This is a genomic window from Flavobacteriaceae bacterium (assembly GCA_014075215.1).
In the GTDB taxonomy this organism is placed as follows: Bacteria; Bacteroidota; Bacteroidia; order Flavobacteriales; family Flavobacteriaceae; genus Polaribacter.
Map to the genome: position 1 here is coordinate 4,180,481 of CP046177.1, position 18,413 is coordinate 4,198,893.

The following is an 18,413-nucleotide window of genomic DNA, read 5'->3' on the forward strand; positions in this document are numbered from 1 at the left end:
GTATTCTAATTAATATTCCTAACCAAGCAGAATGCTTCTGCATAGTTTTTACCAACTACGATTCCCCACCTTTTTGCTAATGTTCTTAAAGCTTCTGGAGATCTTGGATGTGGAAAAATTCTTTTTTCAAACTCATAACTTTCCATACCTTTGATTTTTGCTTTCAAATTTTCTTCAGACACCTCAATAAAAAGGTTTGGAATAAAATGACGTGGATCTATTGATGCTCTCCATTCTGTGCTAGAGGGAGTTTCAAAAGTAATAATCGTGGTCACTTTTTCTCGCTTCATAGGTCGAATGGCAGTAATAACCGCTTCAAATGTTCTCTGATGATCTATATTCAAATCTCCTCCATGATGTGTGAAAATTACTTCAGGGTTAAATTCGTGTTTTTCTTTTTCTACAATTTTAATAATTTCAAGTAAATCAATAGCATCAAACCTATTATCTGGAAAGTCATGAATTCTTACAGAATGATACCCAATAGATTTTCTAGCATTTTCAATATTATTTCTATGACTTTCCAATTCTTTTTCCCAAAGATCGATATCTCTTTGATCGGATCGAGAAGTAATTCCTTCTCCTAAAATAACAACTCTGATTGTACAGTCAAATTCTGTAATTAAACGATTCATACTTGCTCCCAAACCCAATAATTCATCATCTGGATGAGCTGCTACAACTAATATTTTTTTATTTCTTAATGATTCTAACATCGGCTAAAATTATTTTATCTGATTCTATTGAAGCTCCGCTAAACTCAAGTTTTAAGTATTCTGTTTCCAGAAATGCTTTCGGATACCCTTTTGCATCTAACATTCTTATATAATTATATATTACTTCAGGTTGGTCTAAGTTTCCAATATCTCCTTGTTCTGGTTTTCTTCTTTTAAAAAAAGTAGGAATTCCTTCTTGATTTTTTGGTTCAGGGTTTTCTATTATTATTTCTTTAATCATTTCCGCAATCACATCATTAGCTCTTAAAAAAATCTCTTCTGCTGTTCCTAATAAATTTAACTCTTTTTTTAAATATATTGGCCCTTCATCAATTCCTTTTGTAACTCTTAACGCAGATATTTTTGTTTCTTTGTGCCCTCTTATAATTAAATTCTGTAATGGACTTCCGCCTCTACCATAAGGCAAATCAGTCATGTGAAAAACAATACATTCAAAATTTGAAAAAATTTTTTCTGGAATAATATAAGACCAATGAGGGATAAAGATTTTTTTTGGTTCTACCTTTTTTAAAAATTCATACGTAAATTCTCCGCGAGTTTTAATTAATATCCAATTGCTATCCGGAAAAATATTTTCACAATACTCTTTGAGTGTTTTATTCCATTTTTTTTCTGATAAAATTACAAAATTATTCATTCTCTTTGAAGATTTTAAGTATATACTTTACATCGTTCTTATAAAAAAATGCAGGGTATCTCTCGTTATCACAAATTCTTAATAAATTAAATTGTTTATCAATACTTGAGCGAATATCTAATTCGCTATCTTTTGCTGTTCTTCTCTTATAAAAACTTTCTTCTCCGAATTGTTCTCTACCTGTTATACTTGGATATTTTTTTATGAATTCAAGTATTAATTTATTTGTAATAATTCCTTGTTGATGTTTTATTTCAGTCAACAATTCGTCTCCTTTTAAAATGATAAAATCTTGTAGATATATTTTCCCCGAATCTACTTTATCAGTAGCTTCAAAAAGCGTTACAGGAATCTTTGATTTCCCTTCCAGAACTTGCCAAGTAACTGGAGACCATCCTTTACCTTTTGGTAAATTACTTTCATGAACTACTAAATTATATGTATTCAATTTTAACTTTTTGAAAACCTTCTCACATGCTAACAAACACAAAACATCTCCTTCTTTCACTTTTTCGTGATCATCAACAAGAAGAACACGGTAACTTGGATAGCGCAGTTTTAAATCTTCTTTTAGTTTATGAACATAGGGGATTATCCATGATTTTGGGTTGTCTGTTAATAATTGGATTTTCATTTCATAATGCTTTGATTAAAGACAAAAATCGTTCTTTTTGTTGACCATCAAAAAGGGCATATTGATTTTTTATCTGCTCTTCATATTTTTCTTTAGGGTACTGAAATATTTCATTAATTTTTTTTGTAAAATCATTTACGGAGTAGTTTTTAAGGTTACCCCCTTCAAATATCACATTTTTTTCTACAAACCCTTTATAAATCAATTCTTGATTGTCTACAAAATACCCTGAAAGAATTGGCATTTTCACACTACATAATTCATAACAAATAGTGCTAGAAGGAACAATTCCAAAATTACTTTTTTTCATGATATGCAATAATTCTAATTCGTTCAAATTAGAATGCAAAGTAAGTATATTTTTATTGTTTTTCACTAGATCATATATCGCATTGTGTTTATATGATGCCCCTAGAATTATGTGGATTTTTTTAACATTTGAAAACGTTAATAAAGCTTGTGTTGATTTATATGTTAAATCAAAAAAATCTGCCCCACCAAAACAAATAAATACAGAGTCAATTTTTTTAATTTGTTTTTTCTCTTGAGCTACTTTTAAAAACTCTGGTCTTAAAATTGCATAAGACAAACCTAAAGCTAATTGTGTGTATTCTTGTTTACAAAAATGACTCGGTTTTACATAAGGTGAATGATTTACAACACAGTCTGCATATAGCGTTTCAATAGCTAAATCATCAATGTAAATTAATTGAAATCCTAGCTCTTTTATTCGTTTTTGATAGGCCGATGTGTATTCATAACCATCAGCAATTATAATTAGTTTTGGATCTTTGTAACATTCAGACAGCCACTTAGGTTCATCTAAAATTGCTAATTCCTTGGGTATTATCTTTATATTATAAGAATCGGGTATTATTTCTGTTGCAGATGTTTCTCTTGTTACAAAGTCATAATTATAGTACTCTTTATATATTTCTACAAGTGCAAACAATCTATATAAATGACCTAGCCCAATCTTTTCATTTCCATCAGCTCTAAATAATATTTTCGTCTTCATCAATTTTTATTTTATACTTCAACTCTGCTAATTTCCAATCTGTTTCATTATCAATGTCTTGTGCTTCTAGCTCACTAATTTCTATATAGCTAGTATTTGATGTCCAAAGTTTTTTCTCTTCTAAAAATTTACTAATATGAAAACTGTAAAATTGCCCAGCGTCATGAAATGATGGTATTAAATCTTGTGATCGTTTAGACATATTTTCACTATTTATCATTGCGATTCTATGTTCTTTATCAATTCGCATAGCTCTCTGAATTGGAAAACTATATCTTAATATCGGGAAAACACAATCGAATTTTCCAGAAATTAATTTTTCTATAGATTGTTTAATTAGTTCTTGAGTAATAAATGGGGAAGTTGGATAAATACATGAGCAATAAGTAAATTCCTTTCCTAATTCTTTGTATTTCTTTATAACTTCTACCAACACATCTGCTGTAGTTGCAAAATCATTAGAATTGTCGTCACTTCTTAAAAAGGGAATTTTAGCACCATATGCCATTGCTATTTTCGCAATTTCCTCATTATCCGTAGAGACCATTACTTCGTCAAATAAATTACTTTGTATGGCTGTCTCTATCGAATACGCTATGATAGGTTTTCCTAAAAAGGGTCTGATGTTTTTTCTCGGTATTCTTTTACTCCCCCCTCTTGCTGGTATGATAGCTAACATCTTACTCACAAACAAAAGATACTACTTTTTCTATAATAAAGTCTTGTTCTTCATCAGTTAATGTTGGAAACATTGGTAAACTTAGACAATGTGCATAATAATTTTCTGCGTTGGTCAAATTAGTATTATCATACCCCATTTCCTTGTAATACGGTAAGGTATAAATTGGAATGTAATGAACCTGAGCATAAATTTGATGTTCTCGTAAGTAATCGTACAGTCCTTTTCTATTTGCTATTTCTATAACAAATAGATGGTGTGCATTGTACATTCCAGAAGGTAGACTCTGAAATTTTACGATGTTATGAAATGCTTTTTTATACTTTTCTGCAATTTGATTTCTTCTAGTAACGCCTGTGTCATTTTTTGCTAATTGTGTTATTCCTAATGCCGATTGTATGTCTGTTAATCTATAATTAAATCCCAGTTCCTGCATTTCATAATACCATCCTCCGTGATTTTGAGACATATTTTTTTTAGTGATTCCATGAGTTCTAAGCAAGCTTAATTTTTCATATATTTTTTTAGAATTGGTCGTTATTATGCCTCCTTCTCCGCAGGCAATATGTTTAACAGGATGAAAAGAGAAGACACTTACATCTGCCAAATTTCCGTTTCCGCATTTTTGACGGACTCCTTTTGAATCTGTAAAATAACCTCCCGGGGCATGACAGGCATCTTCTACCATCCAAAGATCATGAGCATCTGCCAATGCTCTAAATGCTTCCAAATTCACTGGTAGCCCGGCAAAATCAACAGGTATGATTCCTGTAAAAAAGCCTTTCGGTTTGCTTTCAATTAATTGCTTTGTACTTTCTAATGACAGCAAATACGTGTCTTTATCTATATCTGCAAACCAAACCTTTGCACCTACATATCTGGCGCAATTTGCAGAAGCAGCAAAGGTGATAGGAGTGGTAATGATCCGTTCTCCCTTTTTTAATCCTAATGCCATTACTGCCAGATGGAGACCGGCAGTTGCATTAGTTACGGCAACGGCGTATGTTGCTCCTACATATGCTGCAAACTTTTGTTCAAACTCTTGTATTTTGGGTCCCTGAGTCAAAAAGTCTGCAGTGAGTGTTTCCACTACCGCATCGATATCATCTTGATCTATATATTGCCTGCCATATGGTATGGGTTTCATGATAAAGAAAAGTTAGCATCAACGTGTTTTTTTATAAGTTCTCTTAGGCTTTCCAAGGTTTCCCAGTACTTATTTTCTCCGGAGTTATAACTAAATCCTTCCGGTACTTTTTTTGCATTAAATGCAGTAATGAATTCTTGCATGTCAAAATTAGGTTTTATGGGGATAATGGCATAATACTTTCCCAAGTCATATGTGTTTAAGGAATCTGAAGAGGTAATCATTTCTTCATGTAACTTTTCTCCTGGCCTGACACCAACAATTTTTTGTTCGCACTCTGGAGCTATGGCTGTTGCTACGTCAGTAATTTTATACGACGGTATCTTGGGCACAAATATCTCGCCTCCAAAAGCATTTTCTAAAGCATTGAAAACCATCTCACAACCATCTTCCAGGCTGATATTGAAGCGTGTCATTTTTTTATCGGTAATAGGCAAAAAACCTTCTTTTTTCTTTTTTAAAAAAAAGGGCATTACAGAACCGTTAGAACCCATTACATTTCCATATCGTACCACAGAAAATTTAACATCTCTTTTTCCTTTAATATTATTGGCGGCAACAAATAATTTATCTGAAGCTAATTTAGTAGCACCATATAAATTTATGGGTGCTGCAGCTTTATCTGTAGATAATGCTACCACATTTTTAACTCCGGTATTAAAACAAGCTTCTATAAGATTTTCTGCTCCTAAAATATTAGTTTTTACACATTCAATGGGGTTATATTCTGCAATATGCACATGTTTCATAGCTGCTGCATGAATTACGATATCTACGCCTTCCAGCGCACGAATCAACCTTTTTGCATCTCTTACATCTCCAATAAAATAGCGTATGCTGCTATATTTTTCTTCAGGAAACTCCATAGACATTTGATAGTGTTTTTGTTCGTCTCTGGAAAATATAATAAGACGTTTTACATCGGGGTACCTTTCAAAAATCAATTTTGTAAACATCTTTCCGAAGGATCCTGTCCCTCCCGTTATCAAAATTGATTTTTTATTCAGGTTTAGCATATTTCATTTTTTTACGCAAGTTGTCTAAATTTTTTAGTTCTTTGTCTTTTGACGATAGTATTATTTCGTGTGGTTGCAACATCCAATCTATGTTTAACTCCGCATCGTTATATATAATTCCGCTTTCCGCTACTTTGTTGTAATAATTATCACATTTATAAGCAAAAATAGTCTCATTTTCCAAAACAGAAAAGCCATGTGCAAAGCCTCTTGGCACAAATAATTGCTTATTATTTTTTTCTGATAATTCTATTGAAAAAGGCTGCCCAAAAGTAGCCGATCCGAGTCGAATATCTACCACTACATCTAATACACTTCCTTTAATAACTCTTACCAGTTTGGCTTGTGCATATTTTCCTGTTTGAATATGCAACCCTCTCAAAACACCTCTTTGTGAACAGGACTGATTATCTTGAACAAACGTTATTTTTAACCCTGTTAATTTTTCAAATTTTTGTTGATTGTAACTTTCGAAAAAATAACCTCTGTCATCGCCAAAAATATCGGGTTCTATAATAAAACATCCTTTTAAATGTGTTTCGGTAATATTCATGATACATCTAACAGGTTTTTTCCATACCCGCTTTTTAATAGTGTCTTTGCCAATTTTTTTAGTTGTTCTTTTGAGATAAATCCACTTCTGTAAGCTGCTGCTTCAATAGATCCTATTTTAAGCCCTTGTCTTTCTTCTATTACCTGTACAAACTGGGAGGCTTGCATTAAGGAGTGAAAAGCTCCCGTGTCCAGCCATGCTGTGCCTCTGTCTAAAATACATACTTTTAATTTTCCCCTACTTAAATAATCTCTGTTAATATCGGTGATTTCTAACTCTCCTCTGTCACTGGGTTTTACATTTTTTGCTATTTCCACAACAGTGTTATCGTAAAAGTAAATCCCGGGAACGGCGTAATTTGATTTGGGTTTTTCCGGTTTTTCTTCTATAGATATCGCATCTCCTTTTTCATCAAATTCAACAACTCCGTATCTTTCCGGATCCTGAACATGATAAGCATAGATAATGCCTCCTTCAGGGTTATTATTTGCCCTCAATAATCCGGACAATCCTGTCCCATAGAAAATATTATCTCCTAGAATCAACGCAACTTTATCGTTTCCTATAAATTTTTCTCCAATAATAAAAGCTTCGGCCAAACCGTTTGGATGTTCTTGTGAAGCATATTCAAATGTACATCCAACCTGACTCCCATTATTTAGTAATTTTTTAAAAAGAGGTAGGTCCTGAGGTGTGGATATTATTAATATTTCACGAATTCCGGAAGCTATCAGAGTAGCTATAGGATAGTATATCATCGGCTTATCATATACAGGCATCAATTGCTTACTCACTGCTAATGTAAGCGGGTGTAATCTTGTGCCCGAACCGCCTGCTAAAACTATTCCTTTCATTAATACTTATATTTATTTAAATACCATTTGATGGTTTTTAGTATTCCCGATTCAAAATTTTCGTCAGCTCTCCACCCCAGGTTGTTTTCAATTTTAGATGCATCTATTGCATATCGGAAATCGTGACCCGGCCTATCCTCAACAAAGCGTATTTGAGTTTTATACGATGACTTTTTAGGTTTTATCTGATCTAATAACTCACAAATAGTATGAGCTATATATAGATTGCTTCGCTCGTTCCTTCCACCAATAGCATACGTTTCTCCTATACGGCCATTTTTATATACCAATTCAATTCCCTTGCAATGATCTAAAACATATAACCAATCTCTGATGTTTTGTCCATCCCCGTAAATGGGAATGGTTTCTCCGGAAATTGCTTTTCTGATAATAGTTGGAATTAGCTTTTCATCATGTTGCTTTGGCCCGTAATTATTTGAACAATGCGTAGTTACCACATTCATTCCATAAGTATGAAAATAGCTCCTTACTAAAAAATCCGAAGATGCTTTGGAAGCACTATAAGGGCTGTTTGGTGCATAAGGTGTTCTTTCCGTAAAAAAACCTTTTTCTCCCAAGGTTCCGTATACTTCATCCGTTGAAATATGGTGAAACCTGACATCTTTATACTCTTTTTTAGATACATTTGGAGCTTCCATCCAATATTTTTTTGCCACGTCCAGTAAATTAAACGTTCCGAACACATTGGTTTTTACAAATAAATCCGGATGATCTATAGAATTGTCTACATGTGATTCGGCAGCAAAATGAATGACTCCTGTAAAACGATATTCTGAAAACAGCTTCTCTATAAGGTTTCTATCACAAATATCTCCTTCTATACATGAATATTGCGGGTGGTGTTCAATATCTTTCAAATTCCTTAAATCTCCTGCGTATGTCAATACATCAATATTTACAATTTTAGTGTTCGGATTACTTTTCAGATAATAAGGTATAAAATTTGCACCGATAAATCCCGCTCCTCCCGTAACTAAAATGGTATCCATTATAATTATTTTTTATAATTATTCAAAAAGATATTTACCTCTTTTAATAATAAGACAAGTAATGTTACCAAAACTCCAAATACAAAAAAGACAAATGTTTTTGAGTTTTTTAACCCACCTACTTTTGTTCCTATAACCTGGAAACTGGAAATAACGTTTATTATTTCCTTTTTATTTGTTTTGTTTATAGCAATTTGAGATAATCTGGAATTTATTTCCCTACTAGTCCTAAAAAGCTCTAGCTCTTTATCTTTGTTATTTCTATTTCCCATATCTATAGAAGTACCCGTTGTAGGTTTCTTCGCTTCTTCCAAAAGAACTTTTGTATATACTTTTCTCAGCGTATCTGCTTCTTTGATATTTTTTTGTAACAAAGCATAACTCCTGTCCAAATTTAAGTTTTCCGTTTCTTTTACTCTTTTAAAATAGTCATGATCTTTTATTGAAGATAAGATAATATCATCAAGTTTTGCAAAAATTTTATTGTTTGTAGATTTTACTTTTATCTCATAAACTATGTAATCATAGCTCGTAAAAGATTTTTTGAAATCTTCTAACTCATAATTTTTTATTGCCAGAGTATCAACCGAAAGAGTTAATTTATCATAGGCATTAATAATGTCATTTTCGTTTTCAACAGGTTCTATTGAAAATAACCTTAATGAGATGGCTTCTTCTTCACTAATTTTAAATATTTCCTTTAATAAATTAAATTCTTCCTGATAAATTAAATTATTATAAAGTTCAATATTAGCATAAAGTTGTCTGACACTATTGAAATTCGGTTTCACAAGCATTTTGGAATCATATATATCATCATCATTATATTCTAAAATAAATCCTACAATGCCAAAAACGATACCAACGGCAATCATTTTAACTACGTGCTTTCTTAAAAATAACAACAGTATTATACATGTATTAAATACTGCTATAAAAATATTTGCTATAAAATTAAAAACTTTGGAAACCCCCTTACCAATGATTGTAAATAATGACCCTAAATCCACTTCTTCTTCGGTTTTGCTCTGTTTTGCTGACATATTAAATCTGATTAATTTTATTCTATATAACTCTAAAAAATTTGTTCTAGTATTTTTTGCGTAATGGCATAAGTGGGTTTTACTCCTGACATTCCTAATCCTCCCGAAGCTAAGGTTGCTCCTGTTTTTAACGGGTTATCCGATGCATAATAAGCATACCGAACCTTTACATCCTTGGAAATATTTCCTCTTATTTTAGAAGCAGACTGAATCGCTTTTTGGTAATGCGCTCCTTCCATCTCCAAACCGATAACGTTCCATGTAGAGTTGTGAAAGAATTTTAAAATGTCTTTATTTTGGAGAGATGTCCCTAAAACCGTTACCATAGCTCCGTCAAAAGATTGTACTCCAAAACCCTCCAGATCTTCTTTTGTCAACTCATTTTTAAACGGATAATTATCTGCTGTTCCTTCAAAAATATGTGCGGACGGAATCATAATATCTCCCTTACCTCCATCTAAAATTCCCGCTTTTCCCATAATAGAGATGGACTGTACATCTAAGTGAATTGTATCCGTTTCTGTTTTATATGGTTTTAACAACTCATCCATAGTTTCATAAGCTTGCTCTCCAAAAGCGTAGTCCGTCACAATAATTACCGGGTGCTGCCCTGAAGCGTTTACCTTATGGTATCCGGAGTTTTCAAAATCAATTTTACCGGTATCAATAATTTGAACGTTGATATTTGTTCCGGATGTGTCCCTTACATAAATTAACCCGTTTTTTAAAGCATATTTTTTTATCTCTTTTCGTAACTCTTTACTTTCTCCGGTACTTAACAATTCATATAATGAAAAATCTTTGTTCTTTTTTGCTTCATTAGGCAACGCTTTCCGCGCGTATATAGAATTTAATACACTGTGCATGTTTGCACTAATGATATGTATAGGCCTCTCTAATAAGTCATTCCCTAAGAGTGTTTTTTTGATGTTGTTTGCCCATATTTCTCCGTAAATATGATGTCCTATTTGTTCATTTAAGACCGAGCTAAATATTACAACTCGTTTTTTAGCATCACAAATTTCATTGATTGCCAATTTTCCCAACCAATAAATAAGCTGAAAAAACCTATTGTGGTTTTCTTCAGACAAAAAAGCTTTATAAACTTGTAATACTTCATTATAAGTTCTTCCTAAAACACTTGCTAAATGTACAAGAGTAACCTCTCTTTCCTTATCGTTTAATTGTTTATGGTATAAAACAACTTTTTCCAAATGCTCCCATTCTCGTATGCATTTTCCTTCTTCATCTAACAATACTTTATCTTTTATTTTGTGCGACTCGATAAATAAAAAAGTAATATGAGTTAGGATATCATAAATTTCAGATCTCCCTCTGGTAATTTCAATGTTCATTTGATCTTTATCTATACGATAACAATTTCGTCTTCTTTTAGGTGGAATAATGGTTTTAAAATGGGAGTTGGCATACCCTTCATCTGCAGTTAGATTTATAAACTGACATTCCTCTATACCTTCCGGCAATCTTTCAACTACATATATCAGTCCGTTTAATTCAACTCTGTCTTCTGCTATAGATCCATATATTTCCGGTTGTAAGAGTAGTAGTGATTTTCTCAGGGTTTCTCCCGAAACACCCATGGGTTTATAAAAACCTCTGCTAAACAGATGACGCATAGAAATATATAATTTTTCTATGGCATTCGTAGATTCCTGAGCTCTGGTTCTATCTTTATATTTATTCTGAAACATCCTTATTTTAGAGCAAAGATATTAATTTAGTCTTGAGTTACTTCTTTAACAAAATATAAGTGTATCTGTTTGTGTCTTTCAAGAGTTTTACTGCATCTAAAATGACCTTATCGTTTCTTAGTTTATTCTTATAAACACCTTCTTTGTAATAGTACCCGGAAATGATAGTTTCTTTTAAAAGTTCTTTTATAACATCTTTATTTTTTGATATTTGATTGACTTTATCTATTGTTAACTTTTTCAGAATACTGTTATATTCCTGACGTATGAATTTCGAATCTAAAACAGCATCATTTGCTTTTTTAAAAAGACGTTCTTGCCTGGTTATAAAAGTAGTATCGGTTGTCAAATAGTTTTGAAACTTTTTAAAATCAGCATCGGAAAAGTTAAACTTTTCAACTTCGACAATTTCTTTATTTTCATTAAAATAAGCTATTGCATAGTTAAATATTACTCTGGATTTAATTAATTCTTCGGCCTGACTTGTTTGTTCAGGTATTTTGATCTCGACATCCGGTAAAATCCCTCCTCCGCCAAAAACAGTTCTTCCGTTTTTTGTTGTAAATGTATGAACCCCGGCTTCTGAAAATTTAGGTACATGCCCATTTTCATACCTATTGGCATAATCCAACTCTTGAATACACCTTCCACTTGGAGTATAATACTTGGAAATCGTTACTTTTAATTGTGCCCCATAACTGAGGGGTCTATAACGCTGCACCAATCCTTTCCCAAAAGATCGCACTCCCATAATGACCGCTCTGTCATAATCTTGCAGTGCTCCGCTAACTATTTCCGAGGCAGATGCCGAACTACCGTTAATTAAGGCAATCACCGGTATATCCAAATCTAATGGAGTATTCGCTGCCCTGTATGTATTGCTCCATTTTTTAACCTTTGCTTTTGTAGATACAATCGTGCTTCCTTTCGGCAAAAAGAAATTGGAGATATGAATTGCTTCCAAAAGAGACCCTCCCGGGTTTCCTCTTAAATCGAAAACCAATTTTTTCATTCCGCGTTCCTTCAGCTTTCTAAAAGCTTTTTTTACTTCCACAGATGCTTTATTACTAAATTGTGTAAGCACTATATAACCCGTTTCTTCATCGATCAAATCATAAAAAGGTACCGGATTTATTGTAATTTTTTCCCGGGTCAATTTTATATCGAAACTCGTTCCGTTTCTTAAGACGGTTACTTCAACAGTACTATTTGGTGCTCCTTTTAAGAGTTCTGACATTTGATCGCTCTTCATATCTTCCAGATATTGTCCGTCAACTTTAATAATCATATCTCCTGCTTTCAAGTGGTTCTTATCTGCCGAATATCCTTTGTAAATTTCCGTTATAATAATTCCTTTTTTATCATAGTATGTAGAAATTCCTACACCTGCATATGCTCCTTCTCTCCTGATTTTTGCTTCTTCTACATCCTGTTCGTTGTAATAATTTGTATATGGGTCCAAATCTTGCAATGTATATTTTATTGCTTTCGTTGTTAATTCGGCAGGATTGATCTCATTTACATAATACATATTTAACTCTTTAAACAATGTATTGTATATTTCTATTTGTTTTGCTACTTCAAAAAAATCAGATTTAAAGGAAAATGAAATAAAAATGAATACTGTTAAAATAAAAAATCCCGAATATCTCTTAATCCTGCCTTTCATAATTCACTGTTTTAGTTCTTTCAAAAATAACTTCAATAAGCTGCTCATACTTTTTTGAATATCTGCATATATTGGTTTTTTCTTACCAATAAAGGTAATCATAAAAGTAGCATTGGTAACATCATAAACCGTATATTTTTCATGTCTGTACGCTTCTTTTATAAGTCGTCTTATCCTGTTTCTATCTACTGCTTTTTTAAATTGCTTTTTAGAAACGGAAAAACCTACCTGAACAGGAAAACCTGATGTGTGCTCAGTTTGTAAATATGCCAATCTAAGCGGAAATATTTTTAAGCTCCTTCCTTCTTCAAAGAGTTGAGTTATCAACTTTTTGCTTTTTAAACGTTCGTATTTCCCCAGCGTAAATTTCATGCTCACAAACTTACAGAAAAGTAGTGTTTTTTAATGGTTTTAAATTGTTATTTTCTTCTGTAAAAAACTAAATTTTGTATTTTTTAATCAAAATTTAGTTTCACTTCAGTAACCACTTCGTTAGTCCATAAATTTTTTTCATTTGTTTTTGTGAACTTTCAAATGAAAAAATTCATGTACTTTTGAGAACACATAATCACTGTATGTATCATGAAACCAGATATATTTCAAGCACCGGATTATTATCAAATAGATGATTTGCTAAATGATGAGCATAAATTAGTACGAGAAGCTTCCAGGGAGTGGGTAAAAAGAGAGGTTTCTCCCATCATAGAAGCGTATGCTCAAAAAGCAGCGTTTCCGGATCATATCATAAAGGGTTTAGCGAATATAGGTGCTTTTGGCCCTTATATTCCGCCGGGTTACGGAGGGGCCGGACTAGATCAAATTTCGTATGGCTTGATCATGCAAGAAATAGAACGAGGTGATTCCGGTGTTCGTTCCACTGCTTCCGTACAGTCCTCACTGGTAATGTACCCTATCTGGAAATATGGTAATGAGAAGCAAAGACAAAAATACTTACCGAAATTAGCTACCGGAGAATGGATGGGTTGTTTTGGACTGACCGAACCGGATTACGGATCCAATCCGGGGGGAATGGTAACTAATTTTAAAGATAAAGGAGATTATTTTTTACTAAACGGCTCAAAACTTTGGATTTCCAATGCTCCTTTTGCTCAAATAGCTGTGGTTTGGGCAAAAAATGAAGAAGGAAAAATTCACGGATTAATTGTTGAAAGAGGAGTGGAAGGGTTTTCTACTCCTGAAACACATAATAAATGGTCTTTAAGAGCTTCTGCTACCGGAGAGCTGATTTTTGATAATGTAAAAGTTCCCAAAGAAAATATATTGCCCAATAAATCCGGTTTAGGTGCTCCTTTAGGTTGTCTGGACTCTGCCAGATATGGAATCGCCTGGGGAGCCATTGGTGCTGCTATGGATTGTTATGATACTGCTCTGCGCTATAGTAAAGAACGCATTCAATTTGGAAAACCCATTGGTCAATTTCAATTACAACAAAAGAAATTAGCGGAAATGATTACGGAAATTACAAAAGCACAGTTACTGGCATGGAGATTAGGAACGCTTCGCAATGAAGATAAGGCCACTTCTGCCCAGATTTCTATGGCAAAACGCAATAATGTGGAAATGGCACTGAATGTGGCAAGAGAAGCTCGTCAAATATTAGGAGGTATGGGAATTACAGGAGAATATGCTATTATGCGCCATATGATGAATCTGGAAAGTGTGATAACCTATGAAGGGACACACGATATACATCTGTTAATTACCGGTTTAGATATCACAGGGTTAAATGGTTTTAAATAACTTTTATATACCAGAGACCTTTGCAAAATAGTGATATATTCCGTATTGAAATTGATTTGGCTTCAAATTTCTTCCTTCTCGAAAATTTTAAATCCTCAAAACCAACAAGTTACTCCGGTTCAAAATTTTCTTCGAGCGTCGAACTTTTTTGCCAAATCAATTTTACAAAGGTCTCTACCATTTTATTCGTAACAGAATTATATATCTTTAAACCAAATATTTTTTTTGATTTGCAAAAACAATTATAACGCCCGTACTTTTTCCAGTGTTTCTCAAATTCCCGATATTGTCTGGCAACAATTGGCTTGTGATACCAATCTATATTTTCATAAAGAGTATTTACAGTCTTTGGAAAACAACAATACACAAATTGATTTTTCTTATATTGTTTTAGTAAATAAACAACAAAAAGCAATCGCTTTTGCTACCCTTCAAATTATTGGTTTTGATGTAAATTCCATTAAAAATGATTTGGAGAAACTTTTACGAAAAGTGACTGCTATAGCCAGAAAAATAAGACTATTACCTAAAGAAAAGCCTCTTAAATTTTTAGTTTGCGGCAATATTTTTGTGAGTGGTGAACATGGTATTTTTATTAAAGACGGAGTTGATAAAAACAATACCATTAAACAATTGGGAAAGGCTATCCAGAGTTTTGCTTCGGAACACAAAGATAAAGAAATTGCTATTTTCATTTTAAAGGATTTCATCAAAAATTCGCTATTTATTACAAATGAGTTATTAGATTATAATTATTACAGTATCAATGTTGAGCCCAACATGAAACTGGAAATCAATAAAAGCTGGAACACCTTTGACGATTACCTGGCTGCATTAAAAACCAAATTTAGAGTAAAAGCCAAAAAAGCGTTACATAAAAGTGACACATTACATATTATAGATATTACGACAAAAAATATTGACCGTTTATTACCTAAAATGACTCACCTCTACGAAAAAGTGGTTTCCAAAGCGGATTTTAATTTTGGTGATTTTAATCTGGCAACCTATAAGAATTTAATTGAAAAATTAGGTGATTGCTATATTTTAAAAGCCTACTATTTAGAAGATACCATGATAGGTTTTATGTCCGGGCTAATCAACGGTACATCTTTAGATGCTCATTTTGTGGGTATTGATTATCAATATAATAGAGAATATGCCGTATATCAAAGAATGCTGTATGAATATATAATGATTGCTATTGATAAAAAATTAAAGACGTTGAACTTTGCCAGAACTGCCAGTGAAATTAAAAGTTCTGTCGGAGCAATCCCGGAAGATCTAACCGTATATATTCGTCATAAAAAATCAATTACAAATAAACTTCTAAGGTTATTTTTGACAAATCTGCAACCTACAAAATTCAACCAAAAATTTCCATTTAAAAATATTGTAATCCCCAATGAAAACAATTCATGATCTTATAGCAATTCTTACTTTAGAAGATGCAGGCAATAATTTGTATAGCGGAGTGAGTAAAACTATCGGAGGTCCGAATGTATTTGGCGGGCAAGTTTTGGCTCAGGCATTACATGCAGCTTATAAGACCATTTCAAACGGCAGGATTGTACACTCTTTGCACTCCTATTTTTTAGAGTCGGGAAACCTCTTAAAACCCATTACTTATCGGGTAGAGGAAATGAGAAACGGAAAAAGTTTTTCTACGAGAAGAGTTACCGCCATACAAGAAACAAATACGCTGTTTATTATGGCAGCTTCTTTCCATAAAAAAGAAGTGGGTTATGAGCACCAGATGTCCATCAAACAAGATATTAAACAACCTGAAGAATTATTAAGTTGGAGTGAAATACTAGACAAATTCGGGCCGAAGCTGCCTCATAAAATGAATGCTTTTTTAAAAGTGGAAAGACCTGTAGAATTTAAGCCCGTTGAAATGATTAATCCTGCAAGCCCTAAAAATTTACTGGCTGTAGAAGATGTCTGGTTCAAGTTAAAAGGAGATGCCGGCACATTAGATTTACCCTTAAAACAACAGGTTTTAACATATATTTCCGATTATAATATTCTAACGGCGGCTCTAAAACCGAATGCCGGTAAGGCTAATTTTGGCAACACTCAAATAACAAGTTTAGACCATTCTATGTGGTTTTTTAGAGACTTTACTTTTGATGACTGGATGCTTTTTTCAATAGTATCTCCTAATGCATATGGTTCCAGAGGCCTGGCTATCGGAAACATATTTACGAGAACAGGCGAATTAGTAGGTGCCGTAGCTCAGGAAGGGCTCATTAGAAATATTCGGAGATAACGGACATACCTAAATAAGGTTGTTTTTTTAGATTTTTAAAAGATACATATTTATTTTTTATATTTGGCAGAGTTATCCAAATAAGAATTGTTTTAAGTACTATAAAATTACAATCCCTAAAATATTTATTGAACAGGTAAGTTTTCATGATAAAGAGAAAATGAGAAATTGCTGGGCATATTTTGTTTCAAACGGATGGAATAAAGAGCGGCATCTGTGTACCATTTCTGTTACGGTAATTTCTATTGTTTTAATATTGACAGGGATTTCCAATAGAATTGAAAATCATTTTACAGTGAAAAATAACAATTTAATAGCTTCAACTTTACTAGTACTAGCAAGCCTGTTTGGAGAAATCGTTATATGGGTTAAAAGAACAAAACTTCGCTATAAAATAAGATATATTGAAGAATTAGATGCAAAATTTGAGCTTCAGGAAATAAAACCGATTCCAAAAAATAAAAGAACTGTTAAACTATAATCTTATTTACATTTTAGTACCAATGAAATATGTGAACATGATTATTTCTTGTTGAACTCATCTTGACTTCTTATTTTTGCATAAATAATAAAGCTTCATGACACTTTTATTTTTTTATGCACTTATTTCGATATTCTTTTCTTTTTTATGTTCCATTCTGGAAGCTGTTCTATTAAGTGTAACACCCACATTTATCAATGTGAAAATTTCGGAAGGTAAGGCATATGCACACACGTTGGAAAAAATCAAAGAAGATATTGACCAACCTTTAATTGCTATTCTGACACTCAATACCATAGCACATACTGTTGGTGCGGTTTTAGTAGGGGTTCAAGCAGAAAAATTGCCCTATAAGTTTGAAATTTTAGGTATGAATATAGTGGGAATCGTTTCGGCTATCATGACAATCTTAATCTTAATAGTTTCCGAAATCATTCCAAAAACCATTGGCGCAACACATTGGGAAAAGCTAGCACGCCTCACAACTGCTTTTTTGTCTGTATTGATTTTCTTTTTTAAATGGATAGGTATTCTTTTTATACTACAATTGATCACCAAACTCTTTGGAAAAAACAAGTACGGCTCTGTACTAAGCAGAGAAGATTTTACGGCTATGGCAGATATCGCACAACAAGAGGGTATTTTTCAGGAATCCGAAAGCAAAGTGATCAAAAATTTAATCAATTTCAAGAAAGTTCAGGTAAAAGATATTATGACTCCCAGAACTATTTTAACATCTGCTGATGAAGAACAGACCATTCAATCTTTTTTTGATGCACACCCTTCATTACGCTTTTCCAGGATTCCGGTTTATAAGAAAAACCCGGACAGTATTATAGGGTATTTCTTAAAAGATCAACTATTAGAAGCCATTATTAAAGGAAATGGAGAACAGCCGTTAAAGAACATCAAACGCCCGATATTAATTACCAAACGCAATTTACCTATTCCTAATTTATTTGAACAATTAATAGATCAACGCGAGCACATTGCTTTGGTAGTAGATGAATACGGTTCCGTAAGTGGCCTGGTTACACAGGAAGATGTAATAGAAACACTGTTGGGCCTGGAAATCATGGATGAGAGCGACACAGTAGCAGACCTACAGTTATTGGCTCGTAAAAGTTGGCAACTTCGTGCTAAACGTTTAGGCATTATTGATAATATTGAAGAATAAAACACGCTAAGTA

Annotated in this window: 19 protein-coding genes; 5 read left to right on the forward strand and 14 right to left on the reverse strand. The window is 32.9% G+C overall.

Annotated features, from left to right (window positions below; all coding sequences use genetic code 11):
• Positions 1-5: 5 nt before the first annotated feature.
• The 14 genes from GKR88_20730 to rnpA are packed head-to-tail and all read right to left on the reverse strand — an operon-like array spanning position 6 to position 13,081.
• Positions 6-716, reverse strand: coding sequence for a PIG-L family deacetylase (locus GKR88_20730; GenBank protein ID QMU66470.1), 711 nt, complete (start codon positions 714-716; stop codon positions 6-8).
• Complete coding sequence (locus GKR88_20735; GenBank protein ID QMU66471.1) at positions 694-1,374, reverse strand: methionyl-tRNA formyltransferase; 681 nt, start codon at positions 1,372-1,374, stop codon at positions 694-696. The genes GKR88_20730 and GKR88_20735 overlap by 23 nt, the downstream gene beginning before the upstream one ends.
• Positions 1,367-2,008: a methionyl-tRNA formyltransferase gene (locus GKR88_20740; protein QMU66472.1), complete on the reverse strand. Its 642-nt coding sequence runs from the start codon at positions 2,006-2,008 to the stop codon at positions 1,367-1,369. Before GKR88_20740 ends, GKR88_20735 begins: the two co-directional genes overlap by 8 nt.
• A 1-nt stretch (position 2,009) precedes the next feature.
• The gene (gene pseG / locus GKR88_20745; GenBank protein ID QMU66473.1) at positions 2,010-3,026 is read right to left on the reverse strand and encodes a UDP-2,4-diacetamido-2,4,6-trideoxy-beta-L-altropyranose hydrolase; all 1,017 of its coding nucleotides are present in this window, start codon (positions 3,024-3,026) and stop codon (positions 2,010-2,012) included.
• The gene (gene pseF, locus GKR88_20750; GenBank protein QMU66474.1) at positions 3,004-3,705 is read right to left on the reverse strand and encodes a pseudaminic acid cytidylyltransferase; all 702 of its coding nucleotides are present in this window, start codon (positions 3,703-3,705) and stop codon (positions 3,004-3,006) included. Before pseF ends, pseG begins: the two co-directional genes overlap by 23 nt.
• A gap of 1 nt (position 3,706) precedes the next feature.
• On the reverse strand, positions 3,707-4,852 hold the full coding sequence (gene pseC / locus GKR88_20755) for a UDP-4-amino-4,6-dideoxy-N-acetyl-beta-L-altrosamine transaminase (protein QMU66475.1): 1,146 nt from the start codon (positions 4,850-4,852) through the stop codon (positions 3,707-3,709).
• On the reverse strand, positions 4,849-5,868 hold the full coding sequence (gene pseB / locus GKR88_20760; GenBank protein QMU66476.1) for a UDP-N-acetylglucosamine 4,6-dehydratase (inverting): 1,020 nt from the start codon (positions 5,866-5,868) through the stop codon (positions 4,849-4,851). Before pseB ends, pseC begins: the two co-directional genes overlap by 4 nt.
• Positions 5,852-6,421, reverse strand: coding sequence for a dTDP-4-dehydrorhamnose 3,5-epimerase (rfbC, locus tag GKR88_20765; protein ID QMU66477.1), 570 nt, complete (start codon positions 6,419-6,421; stop codon positions 5,852-5,854). Before rfbC ends, pseB begins: the two co-directional genes overlap by 17 nt.
• Positions 6,418-7,275, reverse strand: a complete 858-nt coding sequence (gene rfbA / locus GKR88_20770; GenBank protein ID QMU66478.1) for a glucose-1-phosphate thymidylyltransferase RfbA — start codon at positions 7,273-7,275, stop codon at positions 6,418-6,420. The genes rfbC and rfbA overlap by 4 nt, the downstream gene beginning before the upstream one ends.
• Positions 7,275-8,285: a dTDP-glucose 4,6-dehydratase gene (rfbB, locus tag GKR88_20775; protein ID QMU66479.1), complete on the reverse strand. Its 1,011-nt coding sequence runs from the start codon at positions 8,283-8,285 to the stop codon at positions 7,275-7,277. The genes rfbA and rfbB overlap by 1 nt, the downstream gene beginning before the upstream one ends.
• A 5-nt stretch (positions 8,286-8,290) precedes the next feature.
• Positions 8,291-9,328: a hypothetical protein gene (locus GKR88_20780; protein ID QMU66480.1), complete on the reverse strand. Its 1,038-nt coding sequence runs from the start codon at positions 9,326-9,328 to the stop codon at positions 8,291-8,293.
• 32 nt (positions 9,329-9,360) lie between these two features.
• On the reverse strand, positions 9,361-11,040 hold the full coding sequence (locus GKR88_20785; GenBank protein QMU66481.1) for a hypothetical protein: 1,680 nt from the start codon (positions 11,038-11,040) through the stop codon (positions 9,361-9,363).
• 37 nt (positions 11,041-11,077) lie between these two features.
• Entirely contained in the window at positions 11,078-12,709 is a 1,632-nt protein-coding gene (locus tag GKR88_20790) for a PDZ domain-containing protein (GenBank protein QMU66482.1), read from the reverse strand.
• A 3-nt stretch (positions 12,710-12,712) separates the two neighbouring features.
• Complete coding sequence (rnpA, locus tag GKR88_20795) at positions 12,713-13,081, reverse strand: ribonuclease P protein component (protein ID QMU66483.1); 369 nt, start codon at positions 13,079-13,081, stop codon at positions 12,713-12,715.
• A gap of 210 nt (positions 13,082-13,291) precedes the next feature.
• Between rnpA and GKR88_20800 the strand changes: the two genes are divergently transcribed.
• From GKR88_20800 to GKR88_20820, 5 genes are all read left to right on the forward strand, one after another.
• Positions 13,292-14,470 (forward strand): acyl-CoA dehydrogenase, encoded by a 1,179-nt coding sequence (locus GKR88_20800; protein ID QMU66484.1) that lies wholly within the window; start codon positions 13,292-13,294, stop codon positions 14,468-14,470.
• Positions 14,471-14,695: 225 nt separating this feature from the next.
• Entirely contained in the window at positions 14,696-15,892 is a 1,197-nt protein-coding gene (locus GKR88_20805) for a GNAT family N-acetyltransferase (protein ID QMU66485.1), read from the forward strand.
• On the forward strand, positions 15,876-16,742 hold the full coding sequence (locus tag GKR88_20810; GenBank protein QMU66486.1) for an acyl-CoA thioesterase II: 867 nt from the start codon (positions 15,876-15,878) through the stop codon (positions 16,740-16,742). The genes GKR88_20805 and GKR88_20810 overlap by 17 nt, the downstream gene beginning before the upstream one ends.
• Positions 16,743-16,902: 160 nt before the next feature.
• The gene (locus GKR88_20815; protein ID QMU66487.1) at positions 16,903-17,223 is read left to right on the forward strand and encodes a hypothetical protein; all 321 of its coding nucleotides are present in this window, start codon (positions 16,903-16,905) and stop codon (positions 17,221-17,223) included.
• Between the two features lie 97 nt (positions 17,224-17,320).
• Positions 17,321-18,400, forward strand: a complete 1,080-nt coding sequence (locus GKR88_20820) for a DUF21 domain-containing protein (GenBank protein QMU66488.1) — start codon at positions 17,321-17,323, stop codon at positions 18,398-18,400.
• Positions 18,401-18,413 lie beyond the last annotated feature (13 nt).

Coding starts and splice junctions, on each gene's coding strand:
- GKR88_20730 (QMU66470.1), bottom strand. CDS start 716: ATGTTAGAATCATTAAGAAATAAAAAAATATTAGTTGTAGCAGCTCAT.
- GKR88_20735 (QMU66471.1), bottom strand. CDS start 1,374: ATGAATAATTTTGTAATTTTATCAGAAAAAAAATGGAATAAAACACTC.
- GKR88_20740 (QMU66472.1), bottom strand. CDS start 2,008: ATGAAAATCCAATTATTAACAGACAACCCAAAATCATGGATAATCCCC.
- pseG (QMU66473.1), bottom strand. CDS start 3,026: ATGAAGACGAAAATATTATTTAGAGCTGATGGAAATGAAAAGATTGGG.
- pseF (QMU66474.1), bottom strand. CDS start 3,705: ATGTTAGCTATCATACCAGCAAGAGGGGGGAGTAAAAGAATACCGAGA.
- pseC (QMU66475.1), bottom strand. CDS start 4,852: ATGAAACCCATACCATATGGCAGGCAATATATAGATCAAGATGATATC.
- pseB (QMU66476.1), bottom strand. CDS start 5,868: ATGCTAAACCTGAATAAAAAATCAATTTTGATAACGGGAGGGACAGGA.
- rfbC (QMU66477.1), bottom strand. CDS start 6,421: ATGAATATTACCGAAACACATTTAAAAGGATGTTTTATTATAGAACCC.
- rfbA (QMU66478.1), bottom strand. CDS start 7,275: ATGAAAGGAATAGTTTTAGCAGGCGGTTCGGGCACAAGATTACACCCG.
- rfbB (QMU66479.1), bottom strand. CDS start 8,285: ATGGATACCATTTTAGTTACGGGAGGAGCGGGATTTATCGGTGCAAAT.
- GKR88_20780 (QMU66480.1), bottom strand. CDS start 9,328: ATGTCAGCAAAACAGAGCAAAACCGAAGAAGAAGTGGATTTAGGGTCA.
- GKR88_20785 (QMU66481.1), bottom strand. CDS start 11,040: ATGTTTCAGAATAAATATAAAGATAGAACCAGAGCTCAGGAATCTACG.
- GKR88_20790 (QMU66482.1), bottom strand. CDS start 12,709: ATGAAAGGCAGGATTAAGAGATATTCGGGATTTTTTATTTTAACAGTA.
- rnpA (QMU66483.1), bottom strand. CDS start 13,081: ATGAAATTTACGCTGGGGAAATACGAACGTTTAAAAAGCAAAAAGTTG.
- GKR88_20800 (QMU66484.1), top strand. CDS start 13,292: ATGAAACCAGATATATTTCAAGCACCGGATTATTATCAAATAGATGAT.
- GKR88_20810 (QMU66486.1), top strand. CDS start 15,876: ATGAAAACAATTCATGATCTTATAGCAATTCTTACTTTAGAAGATGCA.
- GKR88_20815 (QMU66487.1), top strand. CDS start 16,903: ATGAGAAATTGCTGGGCATATTTTGTTTCAAACGGATGGAATAAAGAG.
- GKR88_20820 (QMU66488.1), top strand. CDS start 17,321: ATGACACTTTTATTTTTTTATGCACTTATTTCGATATTCTTTTCTTTT.